The sequence below is a fragment of the Flavobacterium faecale genome (assembly GCF_048320115.1).
GTDB classification, from domain to species: domain Bacteria; phylum Bacteroidota; class Bacteroidia; order Flavobacteriales; family Flavobacteriaceae; genus Flavobacterium; species Flavobacterium faecale_A.
The window spans coordinates 2,704,678-2,731,155 of the sequence record NZ_CP182943.1 but is presented as its reverse complement, the minus strand read 5'-3'; the positions used below and the strand labels follow the sequence as shown (position 1 = coordinate 2,731,155).

The following is a 26,478-nucleotide window of genomic DNA, read 5'->3' as shown; positions in this document are numbered from 1 at the left end:
CATAACAGACATTGACTATTTTATTCTAAGAATTTTTTAGATAAAAATTGGGCAACACCATCTGAAGTGTTGTCTCCAACGACTTCTAAATCGGGCAACACATTTTTTAAGCTCACAGGTGCATTCCTCATAATCATTCCTTTCCAAGCTGCTTTCAACATTTTTTCATCATTAAACCCATCACCAAAAGCAATTGCTTGATTGAAACTGTAATTTTCCATTTCTAATATTTTAGCAATCGCAACACTTTTATCAACAGTGACATCCATAAATTCCAAACAATGTGGCAAACTAAAAGCATGCGCTAAAATTTCTGAATGTTCCACTAATATTCTATCTCTTAACTCAGTTAACTTAGTATGGTCTCCATGAGTAAAAAACAATTTAATGGTACTTAAATCTTCAAGGCTTTCAAAATCAACTAACTCAGGCGGATAATTCATCTTGGGCTGAAAATTATTTAATTTTTCATTATGTTTATTGGTTTGCCATACTTTTTCTTTGTACAAAACAGTTGTGATTTCTTCTGGTATTCCAACTTTAAAAACTGACTGAATCGTTTCGCTGGCAATATCAAATGAGTATAGCAATTCCTTGTTTGGGGCATGAATTCTAGCACCATTTGAAGTTACCATATAAATAGGAAAACCTAGAGGCTCCACTAACGGCATAGCATCAAGGTGATGCCTTCCAGTGGCCACAATAATTAAATAACCTTTTTGATGAAGTGCTCTAAATACCGTTTTAGAATAGTCCGAAATTGCATGTGATGGATTTAGCAAAGTTCCGTCTAAATCTGTAATTATTACTTTAATTGTATTCCAAACATTCATTTTCAATCATTTTTTACAAAGCTATTCTATTCCATTAAAAAATGAAACATAAAGAGTGTCTTGTTACTGTTAATTAACTCTTATTTGTTATTTAAAAACGGATCGACGTATGAGACTTGCAAACATTTGATACCCTAATCTCTTACGAACGATATGAAGAAAATTAGCATCAAAACCTAGCGTATATCGTTTAAAATTCTTGGAAGGATTTTCCGCAATATTAAACAATTCCTCAATAATTTTTTGTTTTAAGTCGGTGTTTTTTTTGGTTTTTTTAGCCAAAACCCCATCAATTTTTTTCATCAACTCATTATAGGATGTAATTGATGTAGTATTTGATTTGACTACATTTTTCTGAAAATTGGAAGGTGTATTTCCAAATTGAACCGTAGCGACACTGATGTTGAAATCGAGCAACTCATAAGCCATGCATTCTGAAAAACTCTCTACAGCATGTTTGGTCGAATGATAGAAGCTTCCTAATGGTAAGTTTACCAATCCTGCAATAGAAGTGATGTTGATGAATTGTCCCTTTTTTTGTTTTCTAAAAACTGGAATAAAAGCACGACAAACTTTTACAACTCCTAACCAATTTATTTCTACAATTCTATCGATTTCTTTATCGTGAGCTAACTCTACAAAACTTCGATAGCCCACTCCTGCGTTGTTAATAACCGTATCTATTTGGGAATATTTTTCTACTATTTCGTTTTTACATTTTTTAATACTTTCGGTTGAAGATACATCTAGTGCGAAACACGCAATGTTTTCATAATTTTCAAAATCCTTGGCTTGTTCCAAACAAAGCATCGTTGCAATTACAAACCAACCTTTATTAGCAAAATATATTGCAGTTGCTTTACCAATCCCTCCACAGGCTCCTGTTATGAGTACAGTTTTCAATTTTTAATCTTTTTTTTTGCAATATTATAATAATAAAAACGACCTCAAAAGAGGTCGTTACAAATCTTTGTTAATTTTAGACTAATCGTTATTCTCGGTGTACTTATACGCATCAATCACCTTTTTGACTAAACGGTGACGTACAATATCTTTATCATCGAGATAAATAATACCAATTCCTTCAATGTCTTTCAAAACTAGTAACGCTTCTTTAAGTCCTGAAATTGTGCGGCGAGGCAAATCAACCTGTCCTGGGTCACCTGTAATCATGAACTTAGCATTTCTTCCCATACGAGTCAAAAACATTTTCATTTGAGAATGAGTTGTGTTTTGTGCCTCATCCAGAATCACAAATGCACTATCAAGAGTTCGTCCACGCATAAAAGCAAGAGGTGCAATTTGGATAATTCCTTTGGTGATATAATCTTCTAATTTTTCATTTGGAATCATGTCTCGCAAGGCATCATAAAGCGGTTGCATATAAGGATCTAATTTCTCCTTCATATCTCCAGGTAGAAACCCTAAATTTTCACCTGCTTCCACAGCCGGACGTGTTAAAATGATTCTTTTTACTTGTTTTTCTTTTAAGGCTTTTACAGCCATAGCAACCCCTGTATAGGTTTTACCCGTTCCCGCTGGTCCAACTGCAAAAACCATATCGTTCTTATTGATCGTATCTACCAACAATTGTTGATTAGGGGTCATGGCTTTAATAATCTTCCCACCTACACCATGGACTAAAATCTTATCATTAATAGTTGTTTTTCTATCCTCTTCTCCATCACCTAGAATAACGCGCTCTATAACATTATCATCAATATTATTATACCTTGAAAAATGCAATAACAAGCGTTGGAACCGTTTTTCAAATTCATCTAGGATATCTTTTTCTCCAAAAGCCTTCAACGTTGTACCTCTCGCTACAATTTTTAGTTTCGGGTAGTATTTCTTAATCATTTCAAGATGAGTGTCTTGAGCGCCCCAAAACTCTTTTGGTGCGATGTCTATGAGCTCGATGATTCTTTCGTTCAAATTGTGCAGTTTTAAATTAACATTTAGACAACTAATTTTCTACTACTGATAGGATGTAAATCTTAATCTATTTCCTAAATAAGTGGAATTTGTTTTTTGTTTTTTTGTGTTTTTGAGATTACTATTATTAGCTTTGCATTTCTCAAATTTAATAAAAATTAGTTTTAGAATCCAGTAATAGTTATAAACAAAATTATGTCAATAATTACCCTTACTACCGATTACGGCTTGAAAGATCATTTTGTAGGTGCGTTGAAAGGGAAGCTATTATCCGAATATCCTGAAGCTACTATTATTGACCTTTCACACGATATTGACCCATTTAATACTGTTGAAGCAAGTTACGTTATCAGCGCAGCTTATTCTAGTTTTCCAAAAGGCACCGTGCACTTAATAGGAGTCGATTTAGAGTTAAACAAAGAAAACCAACATATTGCAATGCAATGGAACGATTCTTATTTTATAGCTGCCGATAACGGCATCTTAAGCATGCTCTCGCAAAAGATTGTTCCACAAAAAATAGTTTCCATCAACATCCATGATCGTCTACCAAATGATGCTACTGATTTAGATGTTTTCGTAAAAGTAGCTTGCCATATTGCACGCGGCGGCTTGTTAAATGTTATTGGCAAAGAAATAAGCGCTATCAAACAAGTAACAGAATTACAAGCTATCGTATCAGAAGACAATAATTCACTCAAAGGACATGTTATCTATATCGATCACCTAGGTAACGTGGTAACCAATATTTCCAAACAACAATTTATAGCCGTAGCCAAAGGTAGGCCTTATGAAATTGTAATGAAAACTAAGAACATCAAAACCATTTTGCCTCGTTATTCAGATATTGCCATTTCAGATAAATATCCTATCAAAAATTATGAAGGTGAAAAATTGGCAATTTTCAATGAAGCTGGCTTTCTTGAAATAGCCATATTCAGAAGTAATCCATCAACTGTTGGTTCTGCTAATAGCTTATTGGGACTTAACTACAGAGATGTTGTGATGATACAATTTAAATAAAATAAATAACAATAATGAAATCCATTTTATTACGCGAAATTAAATCCTTCTTTGGCTCCCCAATAGGTTATTTGGTTATTGCACTTTTTTTAATCTTAAACGGCCTTTTTCTTTGGGTCTTTACTGGTGACTACAACATATTAAATACTGGATTTGCTGACATGAGTCCGTTTTTTACTTTATCACCTTGGATTTTTATTTTTTTAATTCCTGCTGTTACCATGCGTAGTTTCTCAGATGAAAAAAAACAAGGGACGTTAGAATTGTTACTCACCAAGCCACTGTCTCTATGGCAAATTGTGGGTGGTAAATTTTTAGGAGCTTTTTTACTCATCCTAATTGCTATTATTCCCACTTTTATTTATGTCGTAGCTATTTCTAATTTAGGACTCCCTGAAGGGAACATAGACATGGGAAGCACAGTTGGTTCTTACTTTGGTTTGTTATTCTTAATTTCTAGTTATTCAGCTATTGGAATTTTTACGTCTTCTTTATCCGATAACCAAATTGTAGCCTTCCTTATTGCGGTATTCCTAACCTTTTTTCTCTATTTTGGATTTGAAAGTATCGCTACTATTTTACCAGTTTTATCAAATTTCATAGCAGCTCTTGGAATGCAAGAACATTTTAAAAGCATGAGTCGAGGTGTCATAGACACTAGAGATGTCATTTACTTTCTAAGTATTACAATCACCTTTTTATCATTTACAGTTTACAAACTTAAATCTGTTCAATTGTAATGGAAAAATCATTCGATAAAAATAGCAAGTCATTATTCATAACTATCCTTTTTTTAGTTCTAATCAACATAATTGGAAGTTTCTTTTTTCACCGTTTTGACTTAACGAAAGACAAACGATACACCTTATCTGATACTTCGCTAAAAATTATTAGTCAAATACACGAGCCTTTATATATCAAAATTTATATGCAGGGAGAATTACCTGCTGAATTCAAGCGCTTACAACAAGAAACTAAACAGTTATTAGAAGAATTTCAGGCGTATAACAATAATATAAGTTTTGAATTCATCAATCCATTAGAGAATGAAGACTCTAGTATGGACAACATTAAACAATTATACATCAAAGGACTTACACCGGTAAATATTACTGTAGACGACAGAGGAAAACAATCCCAAGCAATGGTTTTCCCGTGGGCAATAGCATACTACAAAAACAAAGAAATCAACATCCCATTGCTAAAAAACATTATGGGAGCTTCAACCACTGAAAAAGTGATTGGTTCGGTACAGCATCTAGAATACTCAATTGCAGACGCATTAAACAAGGCTACAATTGACAAGCAAAAGAAAATTGCCGTAATTAAAGGCAACGGGGAATTGCAAGATATTTTGATGGCTAAATTTTTATTACAAATACGAGAAAGCTACCACATAGGTCCTTTTACTTTGGATTCTGTAACTAAAAACCCAATTAGCACATTAGACGCTTTAAAAAAATACGACTTAGCCATCATCGCAAAACCAACGGAAACTTTTACCGATGCAGAGAAACAAGTTTTAGACCAATTCATCATCAACGGAGGAAAGAGTTTATGGTTAATTGACCAAGTAACTGCGGAGATGGACAGCTTATACAATCCTGCTGGTGCTACACTAGCGTTTCCGAAAGATCTAGGGCTAAACGATATGTTCTTTAAATACGGCTTTCGAATAAATCCTGATATTATCAAAGACGAGCAAGGAACCCCCATCAAATTAGCTACTGGTGAACAAGGAAGCGCCACACAATATCAAGATTTCAATTGGAAATTTGCACCATTGGTATATTCTGAAAGTCAACACCCAATTGTCAAAAACCTAGGAGGAATCAAGTTTGATTTTGCCAATCCAATTGATACTTTAAAAAATGATATTAAAAAAACAGTCCTCCTAACCTCCTCCAAGTATTCCAAAAAAATTGGAACACCTGTTGAAATTAACCTCAATATCGTAACCGAAGAAACTAGCCCAAATCATTACATTAATACAGGTAACAAACCTCTTAGTATTTTACTCGAAGGCAAGTTTAAGTCGGTTTTTGAAAATCGAATTTTACCTTTTGATCAAAAAGATTATCATGCAATAGGCAATCCAAACAAAATGATTGTTATTTCAGATGGAGACATCATCAAAAATCAACTGGATAAAAATGGAGAACCTGTAGAACTAGGTTTTGACCAGCGTTCTGGAAATCTATATGACAACAAGGATTTTATGCTAAATTGTGTCAATTATTTACTGGACGACACGGGACTTATTAACATTCGATCTAAAGATTTAGATCTACCATTACTGGATAAAGAAAAAGTATACGAGAATTATACACAAACGCAACTCCTAACCATAGGACTTCCCCTTGTTTTATTGGGGATATTTGGAATTCTGTCTACTTATATTCGAAAAAAGAAATACAGCAAATAGTGTTAATAAATAATTTTCAATACTAATTTAGATTACGATATATTTGTAAAATGTATTCCTTTTTCAATCTAATAAAATTGCAGTACATACTACAAAAAATAAAACATAACAGATGAAATTTATAGTATCGAGTTCGTACTTATTAAAACAATTACAAGTTTTAGGAAGCGTTATCAACAGCAGTAATACATTACCTATTTTAGACAACTTCCTTTTTGAATTAGACAACAATGAATTAACGGTTTCTGCATCGGATTTAGAAACTACCATGTCCGCAACATTAGCAATTGATTCTACAAGTCAAGGCAGTGTTGCTGTACCAGCAAAATTGCTTTTGGAAATCCTTAAAACTTTCCCTGAACAACCTTTAACTTTCACTGTAGAGGAAAACAGTACTATCGAAATTAGTTCTAATTCAGGTAAGTATGCCTTAGCGTATGCTCCTGGTGCCGAATTTCCAAAATCAGTTAACTTAGACGACCCTTCTGTAACTTTAGTACCCGCTGAAGTTTTGGCGACTGCAATTAGCAAAACCATTTTTGCTGCTGGAAATGATGATTTACGACCTGTAATGTCTGGTGTATTTTTTCAATTCTCACCTGAAGGATTGATTTTCGTAGCCACTGATGCTCACAAATTGGTAAAATATGCTCGTACAGATGTAAAAGCCTCTGAAGTTGCTGATTTTATCATGCCAAAGAAGCCTTTGACTATCCTAAAAAACATTCTTTCAACATCTGATGCTGAAGTAAAAATCGAATACAACGATTCTAATGCCACTTTCACTTTTGACAACTACAACTTAATGTGTCGTTTGATAGATGGCAAATATCCAAACTACGAAGCTGTTATTCCAAAAGAGAATCCAAACAAATTAATGATTGATCGTTCTCAATTTTTAAGCTCTGTGCGTCGTGTGGCAATTTTCTCTAACAAGACTACACACCAAATTCGTTTGAAAATTGCTGGGGCCGAATTGAATGTATCGGCTGAAGATATTGATTATTCAAATAAAGCCGAAGAAAGGTTAACTTGTGACTATCAAGGTGACGATATGCAAATAGGTTTCAACTCTCGTTTCTTAACTGAAATGTTGACAAATCTACAATCGGATATGATTATGTTAGAAATGTCATTACCTAATAGAGCAGGGATTTTAACACCTGTTGACGGCCTTGATGAAGGTGAAACAGTGACTATGCTTGTAATGCCAGTAATGCTAAATAGCTAAATTAACTTAGATTTAATATTAAATTAATATTTTATTGGGAATTATTTTGTTGAGACAATAATTATACTTATCATTGTAAAACAATTGCGCTATTAACCAAACCATTTTTTATATTTAAAAAAACCGCTATTTCCTCAGGGATAAGCGGTTTTTTTGTTCTTTTAATTACACCAAACTCTAATACGGTAAAAAAAGAGTTGTCTTTCTTTTGTGTTTCTATGCTCAACAAATTGCTCTTGTTTCTTTTGTGTAAAAAAAACTTATCGGATCTCAGTGTTTCCTTCGAGAATCTTTACAAAACTCTTTTCCTAAATAACTCCCATTTTCTTCATCAAGAACGAAGCGCTTTTATTCTGACAAACGCCCTCTCTTAGTTTATAATCAAAATAAAGATCATCATTCTGAATTTCGACTTCAAAGCATTTATTAATCAAAGATTCTGGAAAATTATGGGTAGTTAGGCATACTTCAATATCGTGGGTAGCGATGGCTCCAACAGCTTTTTGAGCGATTACTTTTTTTACAACTTCTATAGTTCCGTTGCGTTTATCGTCTGAGTTAGTCCCTCTTAAGATTTCGTCGAGTAAGACAAAAGCAGGTTGGTTTTCAAGTTCATCCATGATTTGTTTCAAGCGTTTGATTTCGGCATAGAAATACGATTCACTATCGGTCAAAGAATCTGATAATCGCATAGAAACCAATACGGGTAACGGATGAACATTAGCCTTAGTAGCACAAACCACCGCTCCCATTCCAGACAAAACCATATTTACACCCAAACTTCTTAAAAAAGTACTTTTCCCAGACATATTCGAGCCCGTTAAAATCATAAACGACTGCGGATAAAAAGCAACATCATTCCCTACCCTAGTTTTTCCGTTAAGCAAAGGATGACTTAGGTTTTCAAAATCAATTTTATAATTAGAATTCAAAACAGGAAATACAAAATCAGGATTATTGTATGCAAAATTTGCCAAACTATTCAAAGCCTCCACTTCTCCAATGATTTCAAGCCATTCTTCCAATACTTGTGCGTGCTCTTTCTTCCACTGGATTAAGCTTTTCAAAACGTGTAGATTGAATAAAAACGCTCCATTGAACAAAACTGCTGTAATCAAATTGGCAATCGTATCATTTTTTGAAAAAAGCGCTGATAATTGCTTCAAGTGTGCACTCGAATTCTCAGTTTTAAAAGTTAGTTTATGTTGTAACCCTTTTAATTTTTTAGATTGAAAAGTTTCGTTTTCTATTTTTTGCAACAACAAACTGTACTGTTTAACAATGTTATCAATATTATCAGAATTGGCAATTTCGATTTTAATTCGTTTCAAAAATTTTCCCAAAACAATTAAGTTAAGGATGAATAAATAGGATAGACTGTTTATTAAAATGGTATATGAAGTTGTCAAATACGAGATAAAAACTCCAATCAATACCAATGGACTTACAAACGAAAAAAACGCTAACCAACGAGGTAAAGACTCGCTGTTGAATCTACTCCATTTCAATAAATCATTGTAACTACTTTCGTTGTCTTGAGTGATTTTGGCGAAAGCTGAAAACTCTTGCCTCCAATCCAATTTTTGAGTTAATTCCTGAACTGCTTCTTGATTTTGTTCGATTTCGACCACTTTTGCAACCTTCAACAATTGATTAGCTAAGGTTTTCTTACCGATATAAGTAGCAGTTCTATTAAGGTTTTGAAATAAAGAATGTTCGCCAAAAATATCCAGATCATAAGCATACGGATGATGGAAATCATTGAATTCTATTCCGTTTTCAAAAGAAAGCTTTTTGTTTTCTAAAAAATCAATTTCATCAGTATTAATTTTTAACAGTGCTTCTTGAATTTTTCTTTCGAACTGCAATTTGGAATGAATTCGCATCAAAAAAATGAATCCAATAAAAAATACTGCAGCAGAAAGCGCCAAAACGGCTTCGCTACTTTGGATATACTTATAAAGGCTAATTATAAAGGCTATAATAACAAGCAGTCGTAAAACACTAATGGAATTGTATTTTTTATTTATTTTTTTTAGGTTGTTTTCTAAATTGACTTTTTTCGAATGATACATTTGCATGAGAGACTTAATTGGAAAGCAAATATAATCTATACGTTTTCATGAACCATCACTTGCAACCCATTATCTGCTCCTAAAGAGTTCTTTTAATTCTTTAATATATGCTCAAAAACCAAAACAATTAAGTTTATTCAAATTATCAAATATGCTAATCAATTGCTATTTACTTACAGCTCTTATATGGTTAAAATAAATCTTTATTGTTTGAAATGAAAACTGGATTAAATTAAAATTTTGTTATTGATTTATCAAATCCTATATTTGCTTTCGAATATACAAATCTATGGAACAATTTATCGTATCGGCTCGAAAATACCGTCCTCAAACATTTAAAGATGTTGTAGGACAAAAGGCCATTACCAATACTTTATTGAATGCTATAGACAACAATCACTTGGCTTCAGCTTTATTATTTACTGGCCCAAGAGGTGTTGGAAAAACTACTTGTGCGAGGATTTTGGCTCGAAAAATCAACCAACCTGGTTATGATGATTTGGAGGAAGATTTCTCTTTTAATGTATTCGAACTGGATGCGGCTTCAAACAACTCCGTCGATGATATTCGAAACCTGATTGACCAAGTACGTATCCCGCCACAAACAGGAAAATACAAAGTATATATCATTGACGAGGTGCATATGCTTTCCTCTGCGGCTTTTAATGCTTTCTTAAAAACATTAGAAGAACCACCTAAACATGCCATTTTTATCTTGGCAACTACTGAAAAACACAAAATCATCCCAACCATTCTTTCGCGTTGTCAAATATTTGATTTTAAAAGAATCACTGTTAAAGATGCTAAAGAACATCTAGGGGAAGTAGCCACTAGTCAAGGAATTACTTTTGAAGATGATGCTTTGCATATCATAGCTCAAAAAGCAGATGGTGCGATGCGTGATGCATTATCCATTTTTGACCGTGTAGTTTCATATTGTGGTACTAATTTAACAAGACAAGCCGTAACCGAAAACTTAAATGTTCTCGATTATGAAACCTATATCAACATCACCGATTTAATTTTAGAAAACAAAATCCCTGATTTATTGATGGCTTTTGATTCCATTTTGGCCAAAGGTTTTGATGCACATCATTTTGTTTCAGGCCTAGCAAGTCATTTCAGAGATTTATTGGTAAGCAAAACCCCAGCGACCTTAACTTTATTAGAAGCGGGTGAGCAAGCACAAAAAATGTACGGCCAACAGGCACAAAAGTGCGAAGCCGATTTTCTACTAAAAGGAATCGCAATAGCCAATGAGTGTGATTTGAAATACAAACTGAGTCAAAATCAACGATTACTCGTTGAACTTTGCCTGATGCAACTAGCCTCTATCACTTTTGATGGAGAAAAAAAAAAGTTGAGTCTTTCATAATTCCTCCAACTTATTTTAGAAAACGAGATTATTCTATCGCTGTCCAAACGAAACCTATTGCAACAATTCAGGCCGAAACTCTTGAAGGTTCAAAATCCGTTCCAGCGCCAGCATCAACACCTACAGCAGCTGAAATTCCAGTAAAAAAAGAAACACCTAACTTTGACGGACCTAGTGTTTCTGCTTTTTCATTAGCAAGCATTCGGGCTAAAAAAGCATTGGAAGAAAGCAGTAAAAACTTTGTAAAGCCCGTTAATCATACCGTTTTACCAACAGAACCTTTTACCGAAACTGAAATGCTAATTCAGTGGAATAATTACGCAAAAAAACTTGGTAACAAAGGCTATCGCATCATGGAATCATTATTATTGATTAATGATCCCAAACTTAACGGTACTGAAATCACTATTGAATTGCCTAATGAAGGCTCAAAACTAGATTTTGAAAGTGAAAAAATTGGCCTTTTAGGACATTTACGAGGTCACTTACACAATCACGACATTACTATCGAAGTCATTGTGAACGAAACCATGGAAAACAAACGCAGCTTAAACGACCAAGACCGCTATAATCGATTGCTCGAAATCAATCCAAATATTGAATTATTACGCACCACTTTTGGATTAGATGTGAACGCATAAAAACTCAAAACTACTTTAAATCCGAATTTTAAAATTAAAATTCGGATTTTTTTTAAAAACTTTTAAACACTATTAATCAAGTATTTAGGTGTTTATTTTTGTGTTTTCTCAATAATTGAGATCTATATATAAAATTGTTTTGGCACAGTTGTTGAAAATATCCTTTCAACTATGAGAATTAAAAAAATAATTAAATTATAGAAATCATGAAAACATTAAAAGTAATAGCCATCGGAATTTTATTTGCAGCCACAAGTTCAATTCAAGCACAAGTATCAGTAAGTTTAAACATAGGAACTCGACCAGTATGGGCTCCTGCTCAAGGTTATGCAGCAGTCGATTTTTACTATGTTCCTGAAGTACAAGCATACTATGATACCCATGCCTCTGTGTTCGTTTATTTGAATGGAAACAACTGGGTACGTTCAAGATACCTACCCAACCACTACAGAAATGTAAATTTGAACCATTGTCACAAAGTTGCTTTAAGTGGATATAGAGGATACCGTCCTTACGAACATTACAGCAATCACAGAGCTCAACAACGTGTAGTATATGTAGACAGAGATCATGATAGATATGATAAATATGATTGTCGTGATGATTACAAAGAGTATAAAAAAGGTAAATATAAAAAATACAACAAATACAACAGAAGAGATTAATACATAAGATTGTAAGTTTAGGTTAATTTGGTTAGTTAAAAGAGCATCATATTGGTGCTCTTTTTCATATACTCAAACCATCAAAACAGTAATTTTTCACCGAAAACAACACCATCAAACAACATCAATAAAAAAAAACCACAACCTGCTTATTTTTAAGATTTTACACTAAAAAATAAGGTTTCATAGCAGTTATTTAGTATGTTTTGGCACAGTTATTGGGTTTTACTAAACAAATGAAATAGCAATAAAATAAAAACACAATTAAATTTTAGAAATCATGAAAACAATAAAATTATTAGCCATTGGTATCTTATTTTTAGTATCAAATTCCATTGACGCACAAGTTTCCGTTAATGTGAATATTGGCGCTCGACCCGTTTGGGCACCTGCTCCCGGCTATGCCTCAGTTGATTTTTTCTACATTCCTGATATTCATGCTTACTACGATACTCGTGCCTCAGTATTCATTTACCTAAATGGAAACAATTGGGTTCGCGCTAGACAATTGCCCGCACATTACAGACATTATAATTTAAAAAAATGTCATAAAGTTGCTCTTAAAGGGTATAGAGGAAATCAACCTTATCGTCACTTTGACAACCACAAACATTACCACAAATCCAATAATGGAAACAAAAATCACAAACATAAAAAGTAGCATACCTATTTTCAGCACATAAAAACATTCATTCTAGATTGTTAAATGAAATAGGACAAAAGAGCATCTATGGTGCTCTTTTTTTGTTAAGAATATTTGAAAAAACAAACATAAAAAATTATAATTACTACATTTGAACCTATAGTAAATAAATCCCAAAAAAAAAGATGTATCAGTACTCTAATAAAACCTTTATACTATTTCTTTTTTCACTTCAAATCCTTTGGGGACAAAAACCACAAAAACCCAATTCAGCCGAAATTTACAACCAAATTCAGAAACTTAATTTTTTAGGATCCGTATTATATATTGCCGCACATCCTGACGATGAAAACACCAAATTAATTTCGTATTTGTCTAATGAAAAAAAAGCAAGAACGGCTTATTTATCACTAACTAGAGGTGACGGAGGACAAAATCTCATTGGCCCAGAACTTCGCGAACAATTAGGAGTAATTCGAACTCAGGAATTAATTGAAGCCCGTAAAATTGATGGTGGTGAACAATATTTTACACGTGCCAATGATTTTGGTTATTCTAAAACCCCCAAGGAAACCCTTCAAATTTGGGATAAAAACCAAGTCTTATCAGATGTGGTATGGGCAATTAGAAAATTCCAACCCGATATTATCATCAACCGTTTTGACCATCGAACTTCTGGAAATACACACGGTCATCATTCGGCTTCAGCCTTATTAAGTGTTGAAAGTTTTAATTTAGCAAGTTCTGATGCTTATCCTGAACAACTACAATTTGTATCACCTTGGCAAGTAACGAGACAATTTTTCAATCCCTCTTATTGGTTTTATGGAAGCCAAGAAAAATTTGAAGCGGCGGACAAATCCAATTTTTGTACTATCCCAATTGGAGTATTTTATCCAAATTTAGGACAATCAAACAATGAAATTTCTGCTTTAAGTAGAAGTCGCCATCAATCCCAAGGCTTTGGAAGTACAGGAAGTCGCGGACAAGAAACAGAGTACCTTGAACTTATCAATGGGATTCCGTTGAAAAATAAAAAAGATATTTTTGAAGGCATCGACACCAGTTGGAATCGCATTAAAGGCGGAAAACCCATTGGTGACCTCATCAATAAAATCATTTCCAACTATGATTTTAATGCTCCATCCACTAGTGTTTCTAATTTAATCAAAGCTTACAAAATGATTCAATCTCTGGAAGATTCACATTGGAAAACTATAAAATCTGAGGAAATAAAAAATTGTATCATTAACTGTTCTGGGCTATATCTAGAAGCTAGTGTAAACCAACAAGAGGCTACAATTGGCAGCAGCATAACTGTTAAAATAGAGGCAATAAACCGCTCTGACGCCAAAATTGAATTAGTCAACCTTACAGCATTACCTTCTAAAACAAGCTTTCCTCAAGGCAAAATGTTGAAAAATAATATTCCAATAAAATCCTCTATAAGTTTACAGCTCTCGGGAGAACTCGAACACACTAGCCCCTATTGGTTAAAAGAAAAAGGTACATTAGGAATGTACACAGTTACAGAACAGGAAAATATAGGTGTTCCAGACATTATTCGTCAGACAAAAATAATTTTTCACACCCTCATTAACGGTGTAGATTTCCCCATTGAACGTACCATTGTGTACAAAAATAATCATCCTGTAAAAGGAGAACTGTACCAGTTTCTAGATATTGTACCAGAAGTTACTACGAGTTTTCCAGATAATGTAGTTTTATTTAACAATAACAACCCCAAAACGATTTCGGTTAAAGTAAAAGCAGGAAAAGACGATATTAACGGATTACTTCAATTGGAGTTGCCAAAAAACTGGCAAGTATCCCCTTCTGAAATCCCTTTTCATTTGAAGAAAAAGGGAGCAGAAAAAGCGTTTACTTTTACAGTGACTCCACCTACAGAACCTGCTGAAGTCTGGGCAAAAAGTAGCGTGACTTACAATAACAAAAAATACGACTTAGAACAAGTATCCATCGATTATCCCCACATCAGTAAACAACAAGTTTTGCAAACTGCTGAATCTAAATTCGTAAAACTGGATTTATATATAGGCCCACAAAAAATTGGCTACATCATGGGGGCTGGTGATGCCGTTCCTTCTAGTTTATTGCAGATGGGATATGACCTTTTTGTCATTGATCCAGACGATATTAGTGATGATTATTTAGCATCCTTTGATGTGATTATCACAGGAATTAGAGCTTACAACACCATTGAGTCATTAATTAACAAACAGCAAATCTTATTCAATTTTGTAAAAAATGGCAAAACGATGATTGTTCAGTACAATACTCCTAGCCTTTTACCAGGGGTTCAACTGGGTCCATATCCACTATTTATTTCAAACGATCGTGTCACGGAGGAAAATGCTAGCGTTCGCTTTTTAGCACCCAATCATTCCGTATTAAACTACCCTAATAAGATTACCGCAGCCGATTTTAAAGGTTGGACTCAAGAACAAGGATTGTACTATCCTAACGAATTTGATTCGGCATTCACACCTATACTATCCTCAAACGATACTGATGAGACTCCAAAAAATGGTGCTTTATTAGTCGCTCCCTATGGAAAAGGTTATTATGTTTATACTGGATTGAGCTTTTTCAGAGAATTACCCGAAGGTATATCCGGAGCTTATCGAATAATGGCGAATCTTATTTCGCTTCAAAACAGGGATAAAGAAACAATTTCCCATATAAAACCTTAACAATCTCAGCTATGGAAACAAATAACAAAAAGAAATGGGAAAAGAAATATTCGTGGGTATTGATAGCCAATGCTATTTACATCTCGATTTTCTATTTAATAATGAAATTATACTCATAACAAATGCAACTATTTGATTGGATTATACTAATAGTCACTTTGCTCTTTATTGTAGTTTATGGTGCTTGGAAAACCAAAGGAAGTAAAAACGTCCAAGATTTCATTTTAGGAGGAAATGAAACCCCTTGGCATACCGTAGGACTATCCGTAATGGCCACGCAAGCCAGTGCCATTACCTTTCTATCTACGCCAGGACAAGCTTACCATGATGGAATGGGATTTGTACAATTTTATTTTGGTTTACCCATTGCCATGATAGTTATCTCATTGACTTTTATCCCTATTTACCACAAATACAAAGTGTATACCGCTTATGAATATTTAGAAAAACGTTTTGATTTAAAAACACGTTCTTTGGCGGCCCTTTTATTTTTGTTTCAAAGAGGATTAGGAACGGGCTTAACCATCTACGCACCTTCGATTATCTTGTCTGCCCTATTGGGGTGGAACTTGACTTATATGAACATTGTCATGGGCGTTTTGGTGATTATATACACCTTTTCAGGTGGAACCAAAGCGGTTAACGTTACCCAAAAACAACAAATGTTTGTCATCATGTCGGGGATGTTTATTACCTTTTTCTTGATATTAAAATTTTTACCCAATGATATGACTTTTACAAATGCCCTGCATATTGCTGGAGCCAATTCTAAAATGGACATCGTGAGCTTTTCGACAGACCCTGAAGACAAATACACTTTTTGGAGCGGAATTACGGGTGGTTTTTTCTTGGCATTAGCCTATTTTGGAACAGATCAATCACAAGTAGGACGTTACCTTTCTGGTAAATCTGTACGCGAAAGTCAGATGGGATTAATTATGAATGGGTTCCTAAAAGTTCCGATGCAATTTTTTATTTTATTGACAGGTGTAATGGTATTTGTTTTTTTTCAATTCAATCCCGTACCTCTAAATTTCAACCCCAATAACAAAATCACCATTGAAAAATCAATCTACAAAAATGAATACCATTCCTTAGAGAAAAAATTAGAATCACTTTCTGAGGATAAAAAAGTTATCAATTTATTGTACATAGATCAACTTAACCAAGATTTTGACAACCCTATTTTACGCAAAGAACTGATTGCTTTATCCCTAAAAGAAAAGGACTTACGAGACAGAGCCAAAGAAATCATTTCCAAAGCCGACAGCAACAGTGAAACGAATGACAAAGATTATGTGTTTTTTCATTTCATCTTGCATTACCTTCCTAAGGGGTTAATAGGTCTGTTGTTAGCGGTAATCATTTCAGCTGCTATGTCTTCAACGGCATCAGGTTTAAATGCCTTAGCTTCGACCACAGCTATCGATATCTACAAACGGAATTTAAAAGAAGAGAAAACCGAAAAACATTATTTGAATGCCACCAAGTTCTTTACCTTACTTTGGGGAATTATTGCAATTTTATTTGCTTGTATCGGAACTTTATTCGAAAATTTAATTCAGCTAGTCAATATCATTGGTTCTATATTTTACGGAACCGTATTGGGGATTTTCTTAGTTGGTTTTTACTTTAAATTTGTAAAATCAAAAGCTATTTTTTATAGCGCCGTTACCAGCCAACTGACCATCTTTGTCATCTATTATTTCACCAATAGTATTTATCCAAGTGGCAAAGAAACCTTAGGCTATTTGTGGCTTAATTTCATTGGTGCAATGCTAACAATTATCTTATCTGTTTTATTGCAACAAATTTTCTTTAGGCATGAACAAGATAAAAACAAGGAGATAATTCTTTGAGTAAAATAAAAACAATTGACCCAAAAAAAATACCGTTTCAAAATTCCTTTTTGAAACGGTATTTTTAATATTTATGAATTTCGTCAATTACTTACTCCATTCGTTAATGCTGTCTTTGTTTAGCTTCACATAATCTTGATTTCCTGCTTTTTCAGCAGCTTCCATTGATAATTTTGCGGTTTCAATAGCGCTATTACGATCGCCTTTTTTGGCTTGAATCAATGCTTTTAAACGCAGGTAAAAGAAAGGTTTTTCAGGAGTTAATTCCAATGCTTTATCAATATAGTTTTCGCTTTTAACAATATCAGCATTCGACTGATAATAATATTGTGCTGCCGAATAATAATCGGCTCCAGTAGGTCCAGACAGTACTTTTTCGATACTTGTCATAGCTTTTTTTGTGTAGGAACTTCAAATTTTAAAGACACATAAGAATGTTCCCAAGCCAAATCAAGATTGGCCGAATTGCTGTCTAAGGCATTAATACCAATTGTAAAAGTTTCTATAGATTGCGGCAGTGCAATTTCTCTCGCTTTCGCTTTTAAAGCCACATTAGCCTCGTCAAAAACCTTAGGAGTTCCCCAGTTGTCAGTAGTTTTATAAAAAATGACATCCCATGATTGAATATTAGGAATGGTGTATAAAGCATATTTCCCTTTTGGCAATGTTTTCCCGTCTATGACTACGTCATCACTAAAACTTATCACGGTATTTTCATTGGCACCTGTGCGCCACAGTTTCCCAAAAGGAACTAAATTACCATACACATTTCTACCTCTTGCAGAAGGTCTGTTGTAAACCACTTCAACATCTGTAAGTCCTACTTGTTGATTGATTACAGCTTTAGGACTTTGTTGTGGCGTTTTAATTTGAGCCTCAATTGTAAACTGTGATAAAACAAGTACAAAGGCTATCCATATATTTTTCATATCTACTATTTTTTTATTTTTCAAAAGTACGAAATACAAAATCGTTTGGCTGTTAAAGAATCCCTAAACCAATTGAGAAACAGTACTATGATTTAATTCGTCAAAATGAGCAATGACGCGGTCAGCCAAATCTAAATTTTGATCCTTAGAATGAATACTTTTGTAACCTACACAATAAATGCCTGCAGCTTTTGCGGCTCTTACACCATTGGTACTGTCTTCAATTACAATACAGTTTTCTTTTGGCGCTACAGAAAGTGAAGCTGCATGCAAGAAAATTGCGGGATCAGGCTTAGACTGAGGAAAATCTTCACCACTTACAATATGAGTAAAAAATGGATGTAAATTGAATCTAGTAAACACTCTCTCAATCGTCACTTTAGAAGCAGATGAAGCCAAGATTAACTGCATTCCGTTTTGATGAAAGTCTTTGATTAATGCTTCTACCCCATCCAAAAGCTGCAAATCTTCTTTCGTGTCAAAGGCATCATTGAACAAGGCTCTTTTTCTTAAAATCATCTCTTCAACCTCACCATCAAGACCAAACTTATCTTTTAATTTTTGATAGGTATTTCGTGTAGAAAGTCCCGTAAAAGTAGTATATAATTCCTCAGAAACATCGATTCCTAATTCTTTGTAATGTTGAAAATAAGCATAACGGTGTACAGGTTCTGTATCCACAATTACACCATCCATATCAAAAATTATTGTTTGTATCATTTAATTGATTTTCAGCTTGACGCTAATTTATATTTTTAGTTTTTAGTATCCGACAGTAAAAAACGAATTACAGTTTCTGCGGCATGTAAACCAAATAAACCTGGCATATAACTATTGGTACCGTAAAATGATTTCTTAAAGTTAGAACCATCAGTCTTTTTTACACTATCATAATCTGGTTTTTCAATAGAAAAAACAGCTTTAACTCCTTTACTCACTCCCATTTTCTTCAAACGCTTACGTACCACTTTCGCTAATGGGCAAACATCCGTTTTACTGATATCTTTAACGACTACTTTGCTGGCAACCATCTTTCCTCCAGCTCCCATATTCGAAATAATTTTAACTCCTTTTTTCTTAGCACCGACGATTAAGTTCAATTTAGGAGTGATGCTATCGATACAATCCAAAACATAGTCGTACTCCCTGGAAACCAACTCATAAGCTCGTTCAGGCGAAAGAAATTCTTGAACTCTAACCAACTTTAATTCTGGATTAATATCCATTAATCGATTTCCAACGATATCAATTTTAGGTTGCCCCACCGTAGAATGTAACGCTGGTAATTGTCTATTGACGTTAGTGATATCCACCACATCGCCATCAACAATAGTCATATTTCCTACTCCTGCCCTAGCCAAAAATTCGGCAGCAAAAGAACCTACTCCACCTAACCCAACAACTAACACATGGGATTTTTGTAATTTTTCTAATCCTTCTTTTTTAAATAAAAGCTCAGCTCTCTCTGTCCACTCTGCCATAATAATGTGTATTATTAATTCAGTATTTGATTTATTGATTAAAAACGGTTTTATAATTTATTGTAATAAATTGTTGTAACTCCGTCACTGTTATATTTTTAAATTTAGCTGCCAAAGCATATACTTCTTCTAAGCTTTCGGCAATTGTATCGGTTTCAAGAAAAAATCGATTATTAGGAATACCCTTAAATACCGATTCCAATTCGGGGTTCCTCAACAGGTATTTCCCAAACGAAAGATAACAGCCGTTATCGATTAATTGTTTAGCTAATTGTGCGCTTTTAGAAAAACCGTGAATGATAACAGGTACTGTAATACCCATTTTTTTCTTGGCCGCTAGCAACTCATCAAATGCCGCTACACAATGAATAACAACAGGCTTTTGAAATTGTTGAGCCAATACCAATTGTTTTTCAAAAACAGTTTGTTGCAATTCCATTGAAATCTCTATTCTTTTATCTAAACCACACTCTCCCAGTGCCAAACAATTACCATCTTGTAGTTTTACTTTAATAAATTCCAAGTCGGAATCCAGTCGTTCTTCTTTAATATACCAAGGATGAATCCCAATTGAAAACACCGAAAAATCTTGATTAAATTCCCAAGGATACTGATTCACCAACTCGAGAATATCCGATTGATTGGTAAAATGATGTGTATGTAAGTTGAAATACTTCATTAATTTTCAAAAGATCCACTAGTGTATAGAAATTGGCATAAAAGAAGCCTTTCTTAGTTTTTATTTTGCAAAAATAGTATAAAACTAGGAAAGACACAAAGAGAACATTTTCAATGTATAACGAAAACATCAAAACCTAAAAAGCAATACCTTTGTCAAAAAAAAGATGTTCAAAATACTAGCACAACTCAACAAACTTCTTTTACCCAGTTTTACCAAAAAAGGTTTAGACTTGACCAAAGCAAAAAAATGGCAATTAGCCTTAATTGGTTATCGCTACTACGTTACTACCAGAGCCATCAATCAGTAGGTGATTGCAGCGAATACTTTTTTATCAGGGAATTGTGCTCTACCTTTCAAAAAGCTAATTTCCATTAAGAAATTCAACTGAACAATTTCTCCTCCTAATTGTTCTACCAATTCACAAACGGCTTTAGCAGTTCCACCTGTAGCCAAAACATCATCATGTATTAATACTCGATCTCCCTTTTGAATCGCGTCTTTATGAATTTCTAATGTATCCGTTCCATATTCTAAAGCATAAGATGCCGAAAGGGTATCAAAAGGCAACTTATTAGGTTTCCGAACAGGTACGAAACCCGCCTTTAATTCTTGCGCCAATAAAATTCCGAACAAAAACCCACGGCTTTCAGTCCCTACTACCTTATCAATCTGCTGTCCTTGCAAGGAATCAGATAAGATTTTTAACGATTCTTGAGTTGCTTTTGAGTCTAAAAGTAAAGGAGTGATGTCTTTGAACAAAATTCCTTCTTTCGGAAAATCCTGAATATCACGTATATAATTCTTGATTGACATTTTTTTTTATTTTAATTCAAATTTAGGCTTGCAAATTACACATTTATCTTTATATTTGCACCCGCAATCAAGTTATTATAACACTTGCAAAAATGGCCTCGTGGCGCAACTGAATAGCGCATCTGATTACGGCTCAGAAGGTTACTGGTTTGAATCCAGTCGAGGTCACTAAAAAGCTCCAAATGAAAATTTGGAGCTTTTTTTTGCTTACTACCCCTCCATTTAATCAAACAAATACGTAGCTGCAATCCCTCCATAATAATTTCTTGGATTCCCTGGATAATAATACCGAGGAAGTGCATTTCCAAAGGCAACAGCATTAGGCAATACGCTGGCAGCATACTTTTCGTTGCCTATATTTTGAGCACCTACATTCAATTCTAGCTTGATATTTTTAACGATCATAAATTCGTATTGCAACTTAGCATCCAAGAGTTGGTATCCGTTAATTTCTTTTGAATTAGCGTCCTCTAGAAACCGCTTTGCTGTATTGCGATACGACATATTGAATACAAAGCCTAGTGCATTCCTATATTCCAATCCAAGGTTGAATTGCGAATTTGGAACTCCTGGCAATAGGTTGCCTGAAAAGTCAGTATCCTTGTCTACAAAATTTTGAAATCTAAAACGATTAACCGAACCCGAAAAATAGGGTGTAATTTGATTGTCACCATCTAATACATATTTGTAATTTAACAAAAACTCCAGCCCAGGGTGCAAAACCTCCCCTGCATTAAACCCAACATATTGGTCTTCGGAAACGCGCTGAGCCACAAGCAAATTTTTGATTTGCATAGTATAAAGAATGAATTCGGTATATAGTTTCTTGTTCCAAAAGTTTCCTTTATACCCTACTTCATAATTAAGACCTATTTCAGCTTGGATGCCCTTATTGATTTTTCGGTCAGCAGTTAAGGTTTCTGCAACGGTTGGCACTGAAAAACCTTTACTTAGGGAAGCATAGATATTATTACCACTACTCCATTCGTAAGAAAGACCTAATCTAGGCGACCAAATCGTGCCGAAAGTATAATATTCCTTAGGGTTTCCATTATTTTCAAAAACAGCCTCTTGATTGTAATGCGTGGAGTTAAAAGCGAGACCTGATTCCAAGTGGAGTTTATTTGAAAGCTCCATTTCCATTTGAACAAATCCATTCCAATAGCCTCTATTTTGTTCAAAAGCAGCAAAACGATCTCCTTGAACAGTTCCTTGTCCAGGATTAGAGGCATATAAATTTTTAAACAGCGAATAGTCATATCCCTCCGTTAGATATTCGGTACCAATACAGAAAACTATAGGCTTATCCCATACTGATGTTTGATACTTGGTATTGGCACGAAAACCAATGGATTTTAAATCATCCTCTAGTATATCAAAAGGTCGTGCCTCAAAAGCCTCTTGAACCGTTCCAAAAAGACTAAGAGTCGTTGTCCAATGGTTTGAAAATTGATGCTCGAAACTAATTCCTGTCTGTAACTTATCATAAGATTCAAATCCTTGGGCCGCCAACCAACTGGAAGCTGCCGCTTTAGGATTAGTTCTAAAACTTGTTTCATTGATAGAACTTGGAATAAAAGCCTTTAATCTAGTATTAATCCCGAAAAAGGAAAGCGTAGTATTTACTGAAAACTGATGTTTCCCAAACAGATTCATAGATTGTCTATCGTAATTGCTATTATCGCGATATCCGTCTTGTTTCAGATGATTATAATTCAGAAATATTGAGGTTCCAGCATTATTAAAACCTGTAGACAAAACCTGTTTCCATAAACCAAAACTCCCATAAGTAGCAGCCGATTTTAGATAAAACCTTTCCTCTTGCGATTTTTTGGCACTTAAACTTATGACACCACCCAAACCCGCTCCAAAGCTACTCGCATTGGGACCTTTGATAATTTCGATTCTCCCGATAGCTTCCAAATCAATATCTTCTAAAACCGTTTCTCCTTCTACTGTAGAAAGCGGAATATCTTCAAAATAAGCTTTTATGCGACTGGTACCATATTGGGTTCGAGCACCTACTCCTCTTATGGTGATTCGGTTGGTATTCAATGCCCCTTGCTGCATATACACTCCAGGGATTTTATTCAAAATAGATGTGACAATCAAACCATCATTTTGCCGCAATTCGCTTTCACTTATAATTGAAACGGCAGCTGCAGCATTTTGAATAGTATTCTGAATAGGGGAACGCAATAACACTAATTCCGACAATGAAATAGTATCTTTTTTAATTTGTCCCAAAACGATAGTAGAGGAAAATAAAACATAAAGAGCAGTGAACCCTTTGAAGCTTTTAAAATTTACTATCATTCTGATATTGGTCATTGAAATAAATTATCGTGTTTTCAAATTTATCTTTTTATTTTCAATTTCACTGATAAATCCCAATAGTTTCCCTTCAAACTAAAGGAGGGCACAAAAAAAGCCCCAAATTTTCATTTGAGGCTTTTCTATATTTTTTTTGACGAAATTAATGTTTGTAAAATTTCAAGTCGATTAAGTCGTTTTGAATTGGGTTTGGATTCCAATTCTCATGAATGGCTAAGGCAGCCCCCAAAGCGCTGGCTTGCGCCATAGAAGCGGCATACACTTCCATTTGCGGATAGACTTCAGCCAATAGATTCATAAAAATAGTGTTTTTACTAAATCCACCGTCTACAAATATCTTTTTCACAGGACTGTTATGAATCACCAAATTGGTCGAGACCACTTGTTGATCTACCAAATCCATCATCAATTGATGATAGGCAATTTCATAACTTTCATAATCAGAAAGATGACGTGTTGCAAAGGCACATTCTTTTAAAAGGGTACTTGCATCCGCTATACTCTTTTGCTTTTTATTTTCAGACCTTAGTTTGTTGATTATCTCTTTATCATAAAATACCGTTTTAAAACTATCAAAAGGTACTTTAAAATGTTCTGACAACCGCTTGGCTTGAATCTCATGCTCGTTACCCGAAAACAATCGCGCTGCCTTTACAGGTCGCTCGGTATACTGCAGATAACACAAACAATCGTTTTGCAATTCTTCAAAAGTCAGTTGCTTGTTGTTAAACGGATTCAAGGAAATACTCCAAGTTCCTGTGGACAACAATACAAAAGGCTCTGTAAAGTTAATCGTGTAGGGAATCATAGCCGAGGAACTATCGTGTAAACCTGCTCCTACTGCCAATCCTTCTTTGTTGATGACAACATCTTTCCCATAATGCAAGGGGGCGATTTTATCGAGAATATTTTCTTTCTTCAACCATTTATGGTATTTCATTTTTTTGAAATTCCACAAATTGGTATGACAACCAATGCTGGTAATGTCAGTAAAATATTCATTTGAAAACAACGAACTCAAATACTGTGGCAAGTGCAAACAGTATTTCACTTGAGCAAACAATTCTGGTTGTTCTTCTTTGAGCCTGTAAATCTGCATGCCCGAATTCAAACTTCCTAAAACAGGGGAAGCTGTTTTTACTGCAAATTTTTCTTCCCCTTTGTAATTATTGTAAAATTGATTCTTTAGCGCTTCTGGATACTCTTTTAAGTAATTGTACAAAGGAGTTAATGGTTGCCCATTTTCATCCACATATACAAAACTCGCTCCATAGGTACTAAAATTAATCGCTTTGAGTACGTAATCCTTTAATTGTTTGATTTCGGCCATTCGATCCAAAATCCAGTTTCGAAGTAAATCAATGTCTTCACAGGGAAAACCATCTTCATCTACTGTTTCTTCAAAGTTTACCGATTTTTCCCAAACAATATGATAACTCTCATCAAATAAGAATACTTTTTTGTTTGTTTTGCCAATATCAAAGATTGCAACTACATTCATTTTTGCTGTTTTTTATAAGCCTGTAGCTACGGTTTTTAGTCCTCTTTCAGCAATTAAACCCTCACGAACACCAAATTGACGGTACAATCCTACTGGATTAATAGCCGCTCCAGCACGCAAACGCGCCTCGGCAACTAAGGCACGAACATCAGTACGGTAAGCCGCTTGTAAAATTTCTTGTGCTTTGACAACGTCATTCTCGTTTTGTGCAATTTCCAATGCTTTTCTATCCACTGAAAGTGCTTGTGCATAAGCAATCATGATCGCTTCTACCGATTGCAATAAATCTTCTAACGGGTCTTTTACGTTGTGAGATGCATCAATCATCCAACCTAAGTCTGTGGCGTGATTCATTCCTCTTGCGTCCATTCCTTCTACTAATTCGTTGAAGATTAAGAACAATTGGTATGGTTTTAAAGCACCTGCTGTTAAATCGTCATCTCCGTATTTAGAGTCATTGAAGTGGAAACCTCCTAATTTATCCTCCATTAATAATAAAGCAACGATTTGCTCAATATTAGCATTTGGAAGGTGGTGTCCTAAGTCAACTAATGTTTTGGCTTGATCTCCTAATTTTTTCACATAAGAATAAGACTGTCCCCAATCAGCTACTGTAGTAGAATAGAAGTTGGGCTCATACCCTTTGTATTCCAAAAATAATTTCCAGTTTGATGGCAAGGCTGCATATATCTCTTGTAAACTCTCTAAAGTATTTTCATAAGCTTTACGGAAATTCAATTGTCCTGGAAAACAAGATCCATCTGCCAACCAAACGGTTAACGAATCAGAACCTAATTCTACCCCTTGTTGAATCACTTCGATATTGTGTTGTATCGCTTGTTTACGAACGGCTTTGTTTACATTTTGTAATGAACCGTATTTGTAAGAGTACTCACTACCTGGTTGGTCTTGAAAAGTGTTAGAGTTCACAGCGTCAAATTTCAAACCGTGTTGTGCTGCTAAAGCTTTAATTGCATTATGATTGCTTGGAATATCCCAAGGAATGTGTAATGAAATCGCTCCTGAAGAATTATTTAAAGCATGTAGCAAACCTACATCTTCGATTTTTTCTTCTAATGAACGGGGCTCTCCACCTCCAGCGAAACGACCAAAACGTGTTCCTCCTGTTCCCAATGCCCATGATGGAATGGCGATTTGGAAATCGATTAATTTTGCAATGATATTTTCTGATTCAGCAATCTCAGATGCTGTGAAAACCAATTTATTTTTATGTGATTTGAACAACTCATCATTGTGAGCTTCAATATTATTTTTTCCAATTAACATAACATTTATTTTTTAAGTGAGTCTCTAATGTA

At 34.5% G+C, this 26,478-nt stretch carries 23 protein-coding genes, 1 tRNA gene and 1 pseudogene; 12 read left to right on the top strand and 13 right to left on the bottom strand.

The genetic code is table 11. The annotated features are described in order from the left end of the window. Positions 1 to 20: 20 nt before the first annotated feature. From ACNH59_RS11130 to ACNH59_RS11120, 3 genes are all read right to left on the bottom strand, one after another. Positions 21 to 833 (bottom strand): Cof-type HAD-IIB family hydrolase, encoded by an 813-nt coding sequence (locus tag ACNH59_RS11130; RefSeq protein WP_418262613.1) that lies wholly within the window; start codon positions 831 to 833, stop codon positions 21 to 23. Positions 834 to 920: 87 nt separating this feature from the next. Then, positions 921 to 1,736 carry an SDR family NAD(P)-dependent oxidoreductase gene (locus ACNH59_RS11125; RefSeq protein ID WP_418262612.1) on the bottom strand — a complete coding sequence of 272 codons (816 nt, stop codon included), beginning with the start codon at positions 1,734 to 1,736 and terminating at the stop codon, positions 921 to 923. A gap of 81 nt (positions 1,737 to 1,817) precedes the next feature. Continuing rightward, positions 1,818 to 2,768: a PhoH family protein gene (locus ACNH59_RS11120; protein WP_418262611.1), complete on the bottom strand. Its 951-nt coding sequence runs from the start codon at positions 2,766 to 2,768 to the stop codon at positions 1,818 to 1,820. Between the two features lie 195 nt (positions 2,769 to 2,963). Here ACNH59_RS11120 and ACNH59_RS11115 point away from each other — a divergent pair, with 195 nt between their 5' ends. The 4 genes from ACNH59_RS11115 (at position 2,964) to dnaN (ending at position 7,447) form a co-directional block, all read left to right on the top strand. Beyond that, positions 2,964 to 3,791: an SAM hydrolase/SAM-dependent halogenase family protein gene (locus tag ACNH59_RS11115; RefSeq protein ID WP_418262610.1), complete on the top strand. Its 828-nt coding sequence runs from the start codon at positions 2,964 to 2,966 to the stop codon at positions 3,789 to 3,791. A gap of 14 nt (positions 3,792 to 3,805) precedes the next feature. Next, positions 3,806 to 4,531, top strand: a complete 726-nt coding sequence (gene gldF / locus ACNH59_RS11110; RefSeq protein ID WP_418262609.1) for a gliding motility-associated ABC transporter permease subunit GldF — start codon at positions 3,806 to 3,808, stop codon at positions 4,529 to 4,531. Further along, entirely contained in the window at positions 4,531 to 6,216 is a 1,686-nt protein-coding gene (gene gldG / locus ACNH59_RS11105) for a gliding motility-associated ABC transporter substrate-binding protein GldG (protein WP_418262608.1), read from the top strand. Before gldF ends, gldG begins: the two co-directional genes overlap by 1 nt. 112 nt (positions 6,217 to 6,328) lie before the next feature. Continuing rightward, a complete protein-coding gene (dnaN, locus tag ACNH59_RS11100) occupies positions 6,329 to 7,447 on the top strand; it encodes a DNA polymerase III subunit beta (RefSeq protein WP_418262607.1) in 1,119 nt (372 codons plus the stop codon). A 308-nt stretch (positions 7,448 to 7,755) separates the two neighbouring features. Here the strand turns inward: dnaN and ACNH59_RS11095 are convergent, their stop codons facing one another. After that, positions 7,756 to 9,528 carry a MutS-related protein gene (locus ACNH59_RS11095; protein ID WP_418262606.1) on the bottom strand — a complete coding sequence of 591 codons (1,773 nt, stop codon included), beginning with the start codon at positions 9,526 to 9,528 and terminating at the stop codon, positions 7,756 to 7,758. A gap of 283 nt (positions 9,529 to 9,811) precedes the next feature. Between ACNH59_RS11095 and dnaX the strand changes: the two genes are divergently transcribed. Beyond that, positions 9,812 to 10,897, top strand: a complete 1,086-nt coding sequence (gene dnaX, locus ACNH59_RS11090) for a DNA polymerase III subunit gamma/tau (protein WP_418262605.1) — start codon at positions 9,812 to 9,814, stop codon at positions 10,895 to 10,897. 67 nt (positions 10,898 to 10,964) lie between these two features. Here the strand turns inward: dnaX and ACNH59_RS11085 are convergent, their stop codons facing one another. Continuing rightward, positions 10,965 to 11,099, bottom strand: a complete 135-nt coding sequence (locus tag ACNH59_RS11085; RefSeq protein ID WP_418262604.1) for a hypothetical protein — start codon at positions 11,097 to 11,099, stop codon at positions 10,965 to 10,967. Between the two features lie 16 nt (positions 11,100 to 11,115). On the opposite strand from ACNH59_RS11085, the gene ACNH59_RS11080 reads away from it, so the two are divergent. The 5 genes from ACNH59_RS11080 to ACNH59_RS11060 all read left to right on the top strand — a co-directional run bounded on the left by ACNH59_RS11080 (position 11,116) and on the right by ACNH59_RS11060 (position 17,419). Further along, positions 11,116 to 11,538, top strand: a complete 423-nt coding sequence (locus ACNH59_RS11080; protein WP_418262603.1) for a DNA polymerase III subunit gamma/tau — start codon at positions 11,116 to 11,118, stop codon at positions 11,536 to 11,538. A gap of 206 nt (positions 11,539 to 11,744) precedes the next feature. Next, a complete protein-coding gene (locus ACNH59_RS11075) occupies positions 11,745 to 12,203 on the top strand; it encodes a hypothetical protein (RefSeq protein ID WP_418262602.1) in 459 nt (152 codons plus the stop codon). Positions 12,204 to 12,483: 280 nt separating this feature from the next. After that, positions 12,484 to 12,864, top strand: coding sequence for a hypothetical protein (locus ACNH59_RS11070; protein WP_418262601.1), 381 nt, complete (start codon positions 12,484 to 12,486; stop codon positions 12,862 to 12,864). Between the two features lie 167 nt (positions 12,865 to 13,031). Continuing rightward, the gene (locus ACNH59_RS11065; protein ID WP_418262600.1) at positions 13,032 to 15,560 is read left to right on the top strand and encodes a PIG-L family deacetylase; all 2,529 of its coding nucleotides are present in this window, start codon (positions 13,032 to 13,034) and stop codon (positions 15,558 to 15,560) included. A 122-nt stretch (positions 15,561 to 15,682) separates the two neighbouring features. Further along, positions 15,683 to 17,419: a sodium:solute symporter gene (locus tag ACNH59_RS11060; RefSeq protein WP_418262599.1), complete on the top strand. Its 1,737-nt coding sequence runs from the start codon at positions 15,683 to 15,685 to the stop codon at positions 17,417 to 17,419. Positions 17,420 to 17,506: 87 nt separating this feature from the next. On the opposite strand, the pseudogene ACNH59_RS11055 reads toward ACNH59_RS11060, so the two are convergent. The 4 genes and pseudogenes from ACNH59_RS11055 to ACNH59_RS11040 form a co-directional block, all read right to left on the bottom strand. Next, positions 17,507 to 18,348 (bottom strand): annotated as a pseudogene (locus ACNH59_RS11055) (DUF2911 domain-containing protein). A 63-nt stretch (positions 18,349 to 18,411) separates the two neighbouring features. Then, positions 18,412 to 19,068 (bottom strand): HAD family hydrolase, encoded by a 657-nt coding sequence (locus ACNH59_RS11050; RefSeq protein WP_418262598.1) that lies wholly within the window; start codon positions 19,066 to 19,068, stop codon positions 18,412 to 18,414. A 35-nt stretch (positions 19,069 to 19,103) separates the two neighbouring features. Beyond that, positions 19,104 to 19,829, bottom strand: a complete 726-nt coding sequence (locus tag ACNH59_RS11045; RefSeq protein ID WP_418262597.1) for a ThiF family adenylyltransferase — start codon at positions 19,827 to 19,829, stop codon at positions 19,104 to 19,106. 31 nt (positions 19,830 to 19,860) lie between these two features. Continuing rightward, positions 19,861 to 20,508 carry a TatD family hydrolase gene (locus ACNH59_RS11040; RefSeq protein ID WP_418262596.1) on the bottom strand — a complete coding sequence of 216 codons (648 nt, stop codon included), beginning with the start codon at positions 20,506 to 20,508 and terminating at the stop codon, positions 19,861 to 19,863. A gap of 166 nt (positions 20,509 to 20,674) precedes the next feature. On the opposite strand from ACNH59_RS11040, the gene ACNH59_RS11035 reads away from it, so the two are divergent. Beyond that, positions 20,675 to 20,818, top strand: coding sequence for an SsrA-binding protein (locus ACNH59_RS11035; protein ID WP_418262595.1), 144 nt, complete (start codon positions 20,675 to 20,677; stop codon positions 20,816 to 20,818). Here ACNH59_RS11035 and ACNH59_RS11030 read toward each other — a convergent pair. After that, positions 20,812 to 21,324, bottom strand: coding sequence for an adenine phosphoribosyltransferase (locus ACNH59_RS11030; protein ID WP_418262594.1), 513 nt, complete (start codon positions 21,322 to 21,324; stop codon positions 20,812 to 20,814). The two genes, ACNH59_RS11035 and ACNH59_RS11030, sit on opposite strands and share 7 nt — an antisense overlap. A 94-nt stretch (positions 21,325 to 21,418) precedes the next feature. Between ACNH59_RS11030 and ACNH59_RS11025 the strand changes: the two genes are divergently transcribed. After that, positions 21,419 to 21,492, top strand: a tRNA-Arg gene (locus ACNH59_RS11025). Between the two features lie 54 nt (positions 21,493 to 21,546). Here ACNH59_RS11025 and ACNH59_RS11020 read toward each other — a convergent pair. From ACNH59_RS11020 to ACNH59_RS11010, 3 genes are all read right to left on the bottom strand, one after another. Then, complete coding sequence (locus ACNH59_RS11020; protein WP_418262593.1) at positions 21,547 to 23,640, bottom strand: TonB-dependent receptor; 2,094 nt, start codon at positions 23,638 to 23,640, stop codon at positions 21,547 to 21,549. A 160-nt stretch (positions 23,641 to 23,800) separates the two neighbouring features. Continuing rightward, complete coding sequence (locus tag ACNH59_RS11015; protein WP_418262562.1) at positions 23,801 to 25,159, bottom strand: FGGY-family carbohydrate kinase; 1,359 nt, start codon at positions 25,157 to 25,159, stop codon at positions 23,801 to 23,803. A gap of 12 nt (positions 25,160 to 25,171) precedes the next feature. After that, positions 25,172 to 26,446 carry a TIM barrel protein gene (locus tag ACNH59_RS11010; RefSeq protein ID WP_418262561.1) on the bottom strand — a complete coding sequence of 425 codons (1,275 nt, stop codon included), beginning with the start codon at positions 26,444 to 26,446 and terminating at the stop codon, positions 25,172 to 25,174. Positions 26,447 to 26,478 lie beyond the last annotated feature (32 nt).

Coding starts and splice junctions, on each gene's coding strand:
- ACNH59_RS11130 (WP_418262613.1), bottom strand. CDS start 833: ATGAATGTTTGGAATACAATTAAAGTAATAATTACAGATTTAGACGGA.
- ACNH59_RS11085 (WP_418262604.1), bottom strand. CDS start 11,099: ATGCTTGCTAATGAAAAAGCAGAAACACTAGGTCCGTCAAAGTTAGGT.
- ACNH59_RS11060 (WP_418262599.1), top strand. CDS start 15,683: ATGCAACTATTTGATTGGATTATACTAATAGTCACTTTGCTCTTTATT.
- ACNH59_RS11045 (WP_418262597.1), bottom strand. CDS start 19,829: ATGGCAGAGTGGACAGAGAGAGCTGAGCTTTTATTTAAAAAAGAAGGA.
- dnaN (WP_418262607.1), top strand. CDS start 6,329: ATGAAATTTATAGTATCGAGTTCGTACTTATTAAAACAATTACAAGTT.
- ACNH59_RS11015 (WP_418262562.1), bottom strand. CDS start 25,159: ATGAATGTAGTTGCAATCTTTGATATTGGCAAAACAAACAAAAAAGTA.
- ACNH59_RS11020 (WP_418262593.1), bottom strand. CDS start 23,640: ATGATAGTAAATTTTAAAAGCTTCAAAGGGTTCACTGCTCTTTATGTT.
- ACNH59_RS11010 (WP_418262561.1), bottom strand. CDS start 26,446: ATGTTAATTGGAAAAAATAATATTGAAGCTCACAATGATGAGTTGTTC.
- ACNH59_RS11050 (WP_418262598.1), bottom strand. CDS start 19,068: ATGATACAAACAATAATTTTTGATATGGATGGTGTAATTGTGGATACA.
- ACNH59_RS11115 (WP_418262610.1), top strand. CDS start 2,964: ATGTCAATAATTACCCTTACTACCGATTACGGCTTGAAAGATCATTTT.
- ACNH59_RS11040 (WP_418262596.1), bottom strand. CDS start 20,508: ATGAAGTATTTCAACTTACATACACATCATTTTACCAATCAATCGGAT.
- gldG (WP_418262608.1), top strand. CDS start 4,531: ATGGAAAAATCATTCGATAAAAATAGCAAGTCATTATTCATAACTATC.
- ACNH59_RS11095 (WP_418262606.1), bottom strand. CDS start 9,528: ATGCAAATGTATCATTCGAAAAAAGTCAATTTAGAAAACAACCTAAAA.
- ACNH59_RS11075 (WP_418262602.1), top strand. CDS start 11,745: ATGAAAACATTAAAAGTAATAGCCATCGGAATTTTATTTGCAGCCACA.
- ACNH59_RS11030 (WP_418262594.1), bottom strand. CDS start 21,324: ATGTCAATCAAGAATTATATACGTGATATTCAGGATTTTCCGAAAGAA.
- ACNH59_RS11035 (WP_418262595.1), top strand. CDS start 20,675: ATGTTCAAAATACTAGCACAACTCAACAAACTTCTTTTACCCAGTTTT.
- ACNH59_RS11065 (WP_418262600.1), top strand. CDS start 13,032: ATGTATCAGTACTCTAATAAAACCTTTATACTATTTCTTTTTTCACTT.
- ACNH59_RS11070 (WP_418262601.1), top strand. CDS start 12,484: ATGAAAACAATAAAATTATTAGCCATTGGTATCTTATTTTTAGTATCA.
- dnaX (WP_418262605.1), top strand. CDS start 9,812: ATGGAACAATTTATCGTATCGGCTCGAAAATACCGTCCTCAAACATTT.
- gldF (WP_418262609.1), top strand. CDS start 3,806: ATGAAATCCATTTTATTACGCGAAATTAAATCCTTCTTTGGCTCCCCA.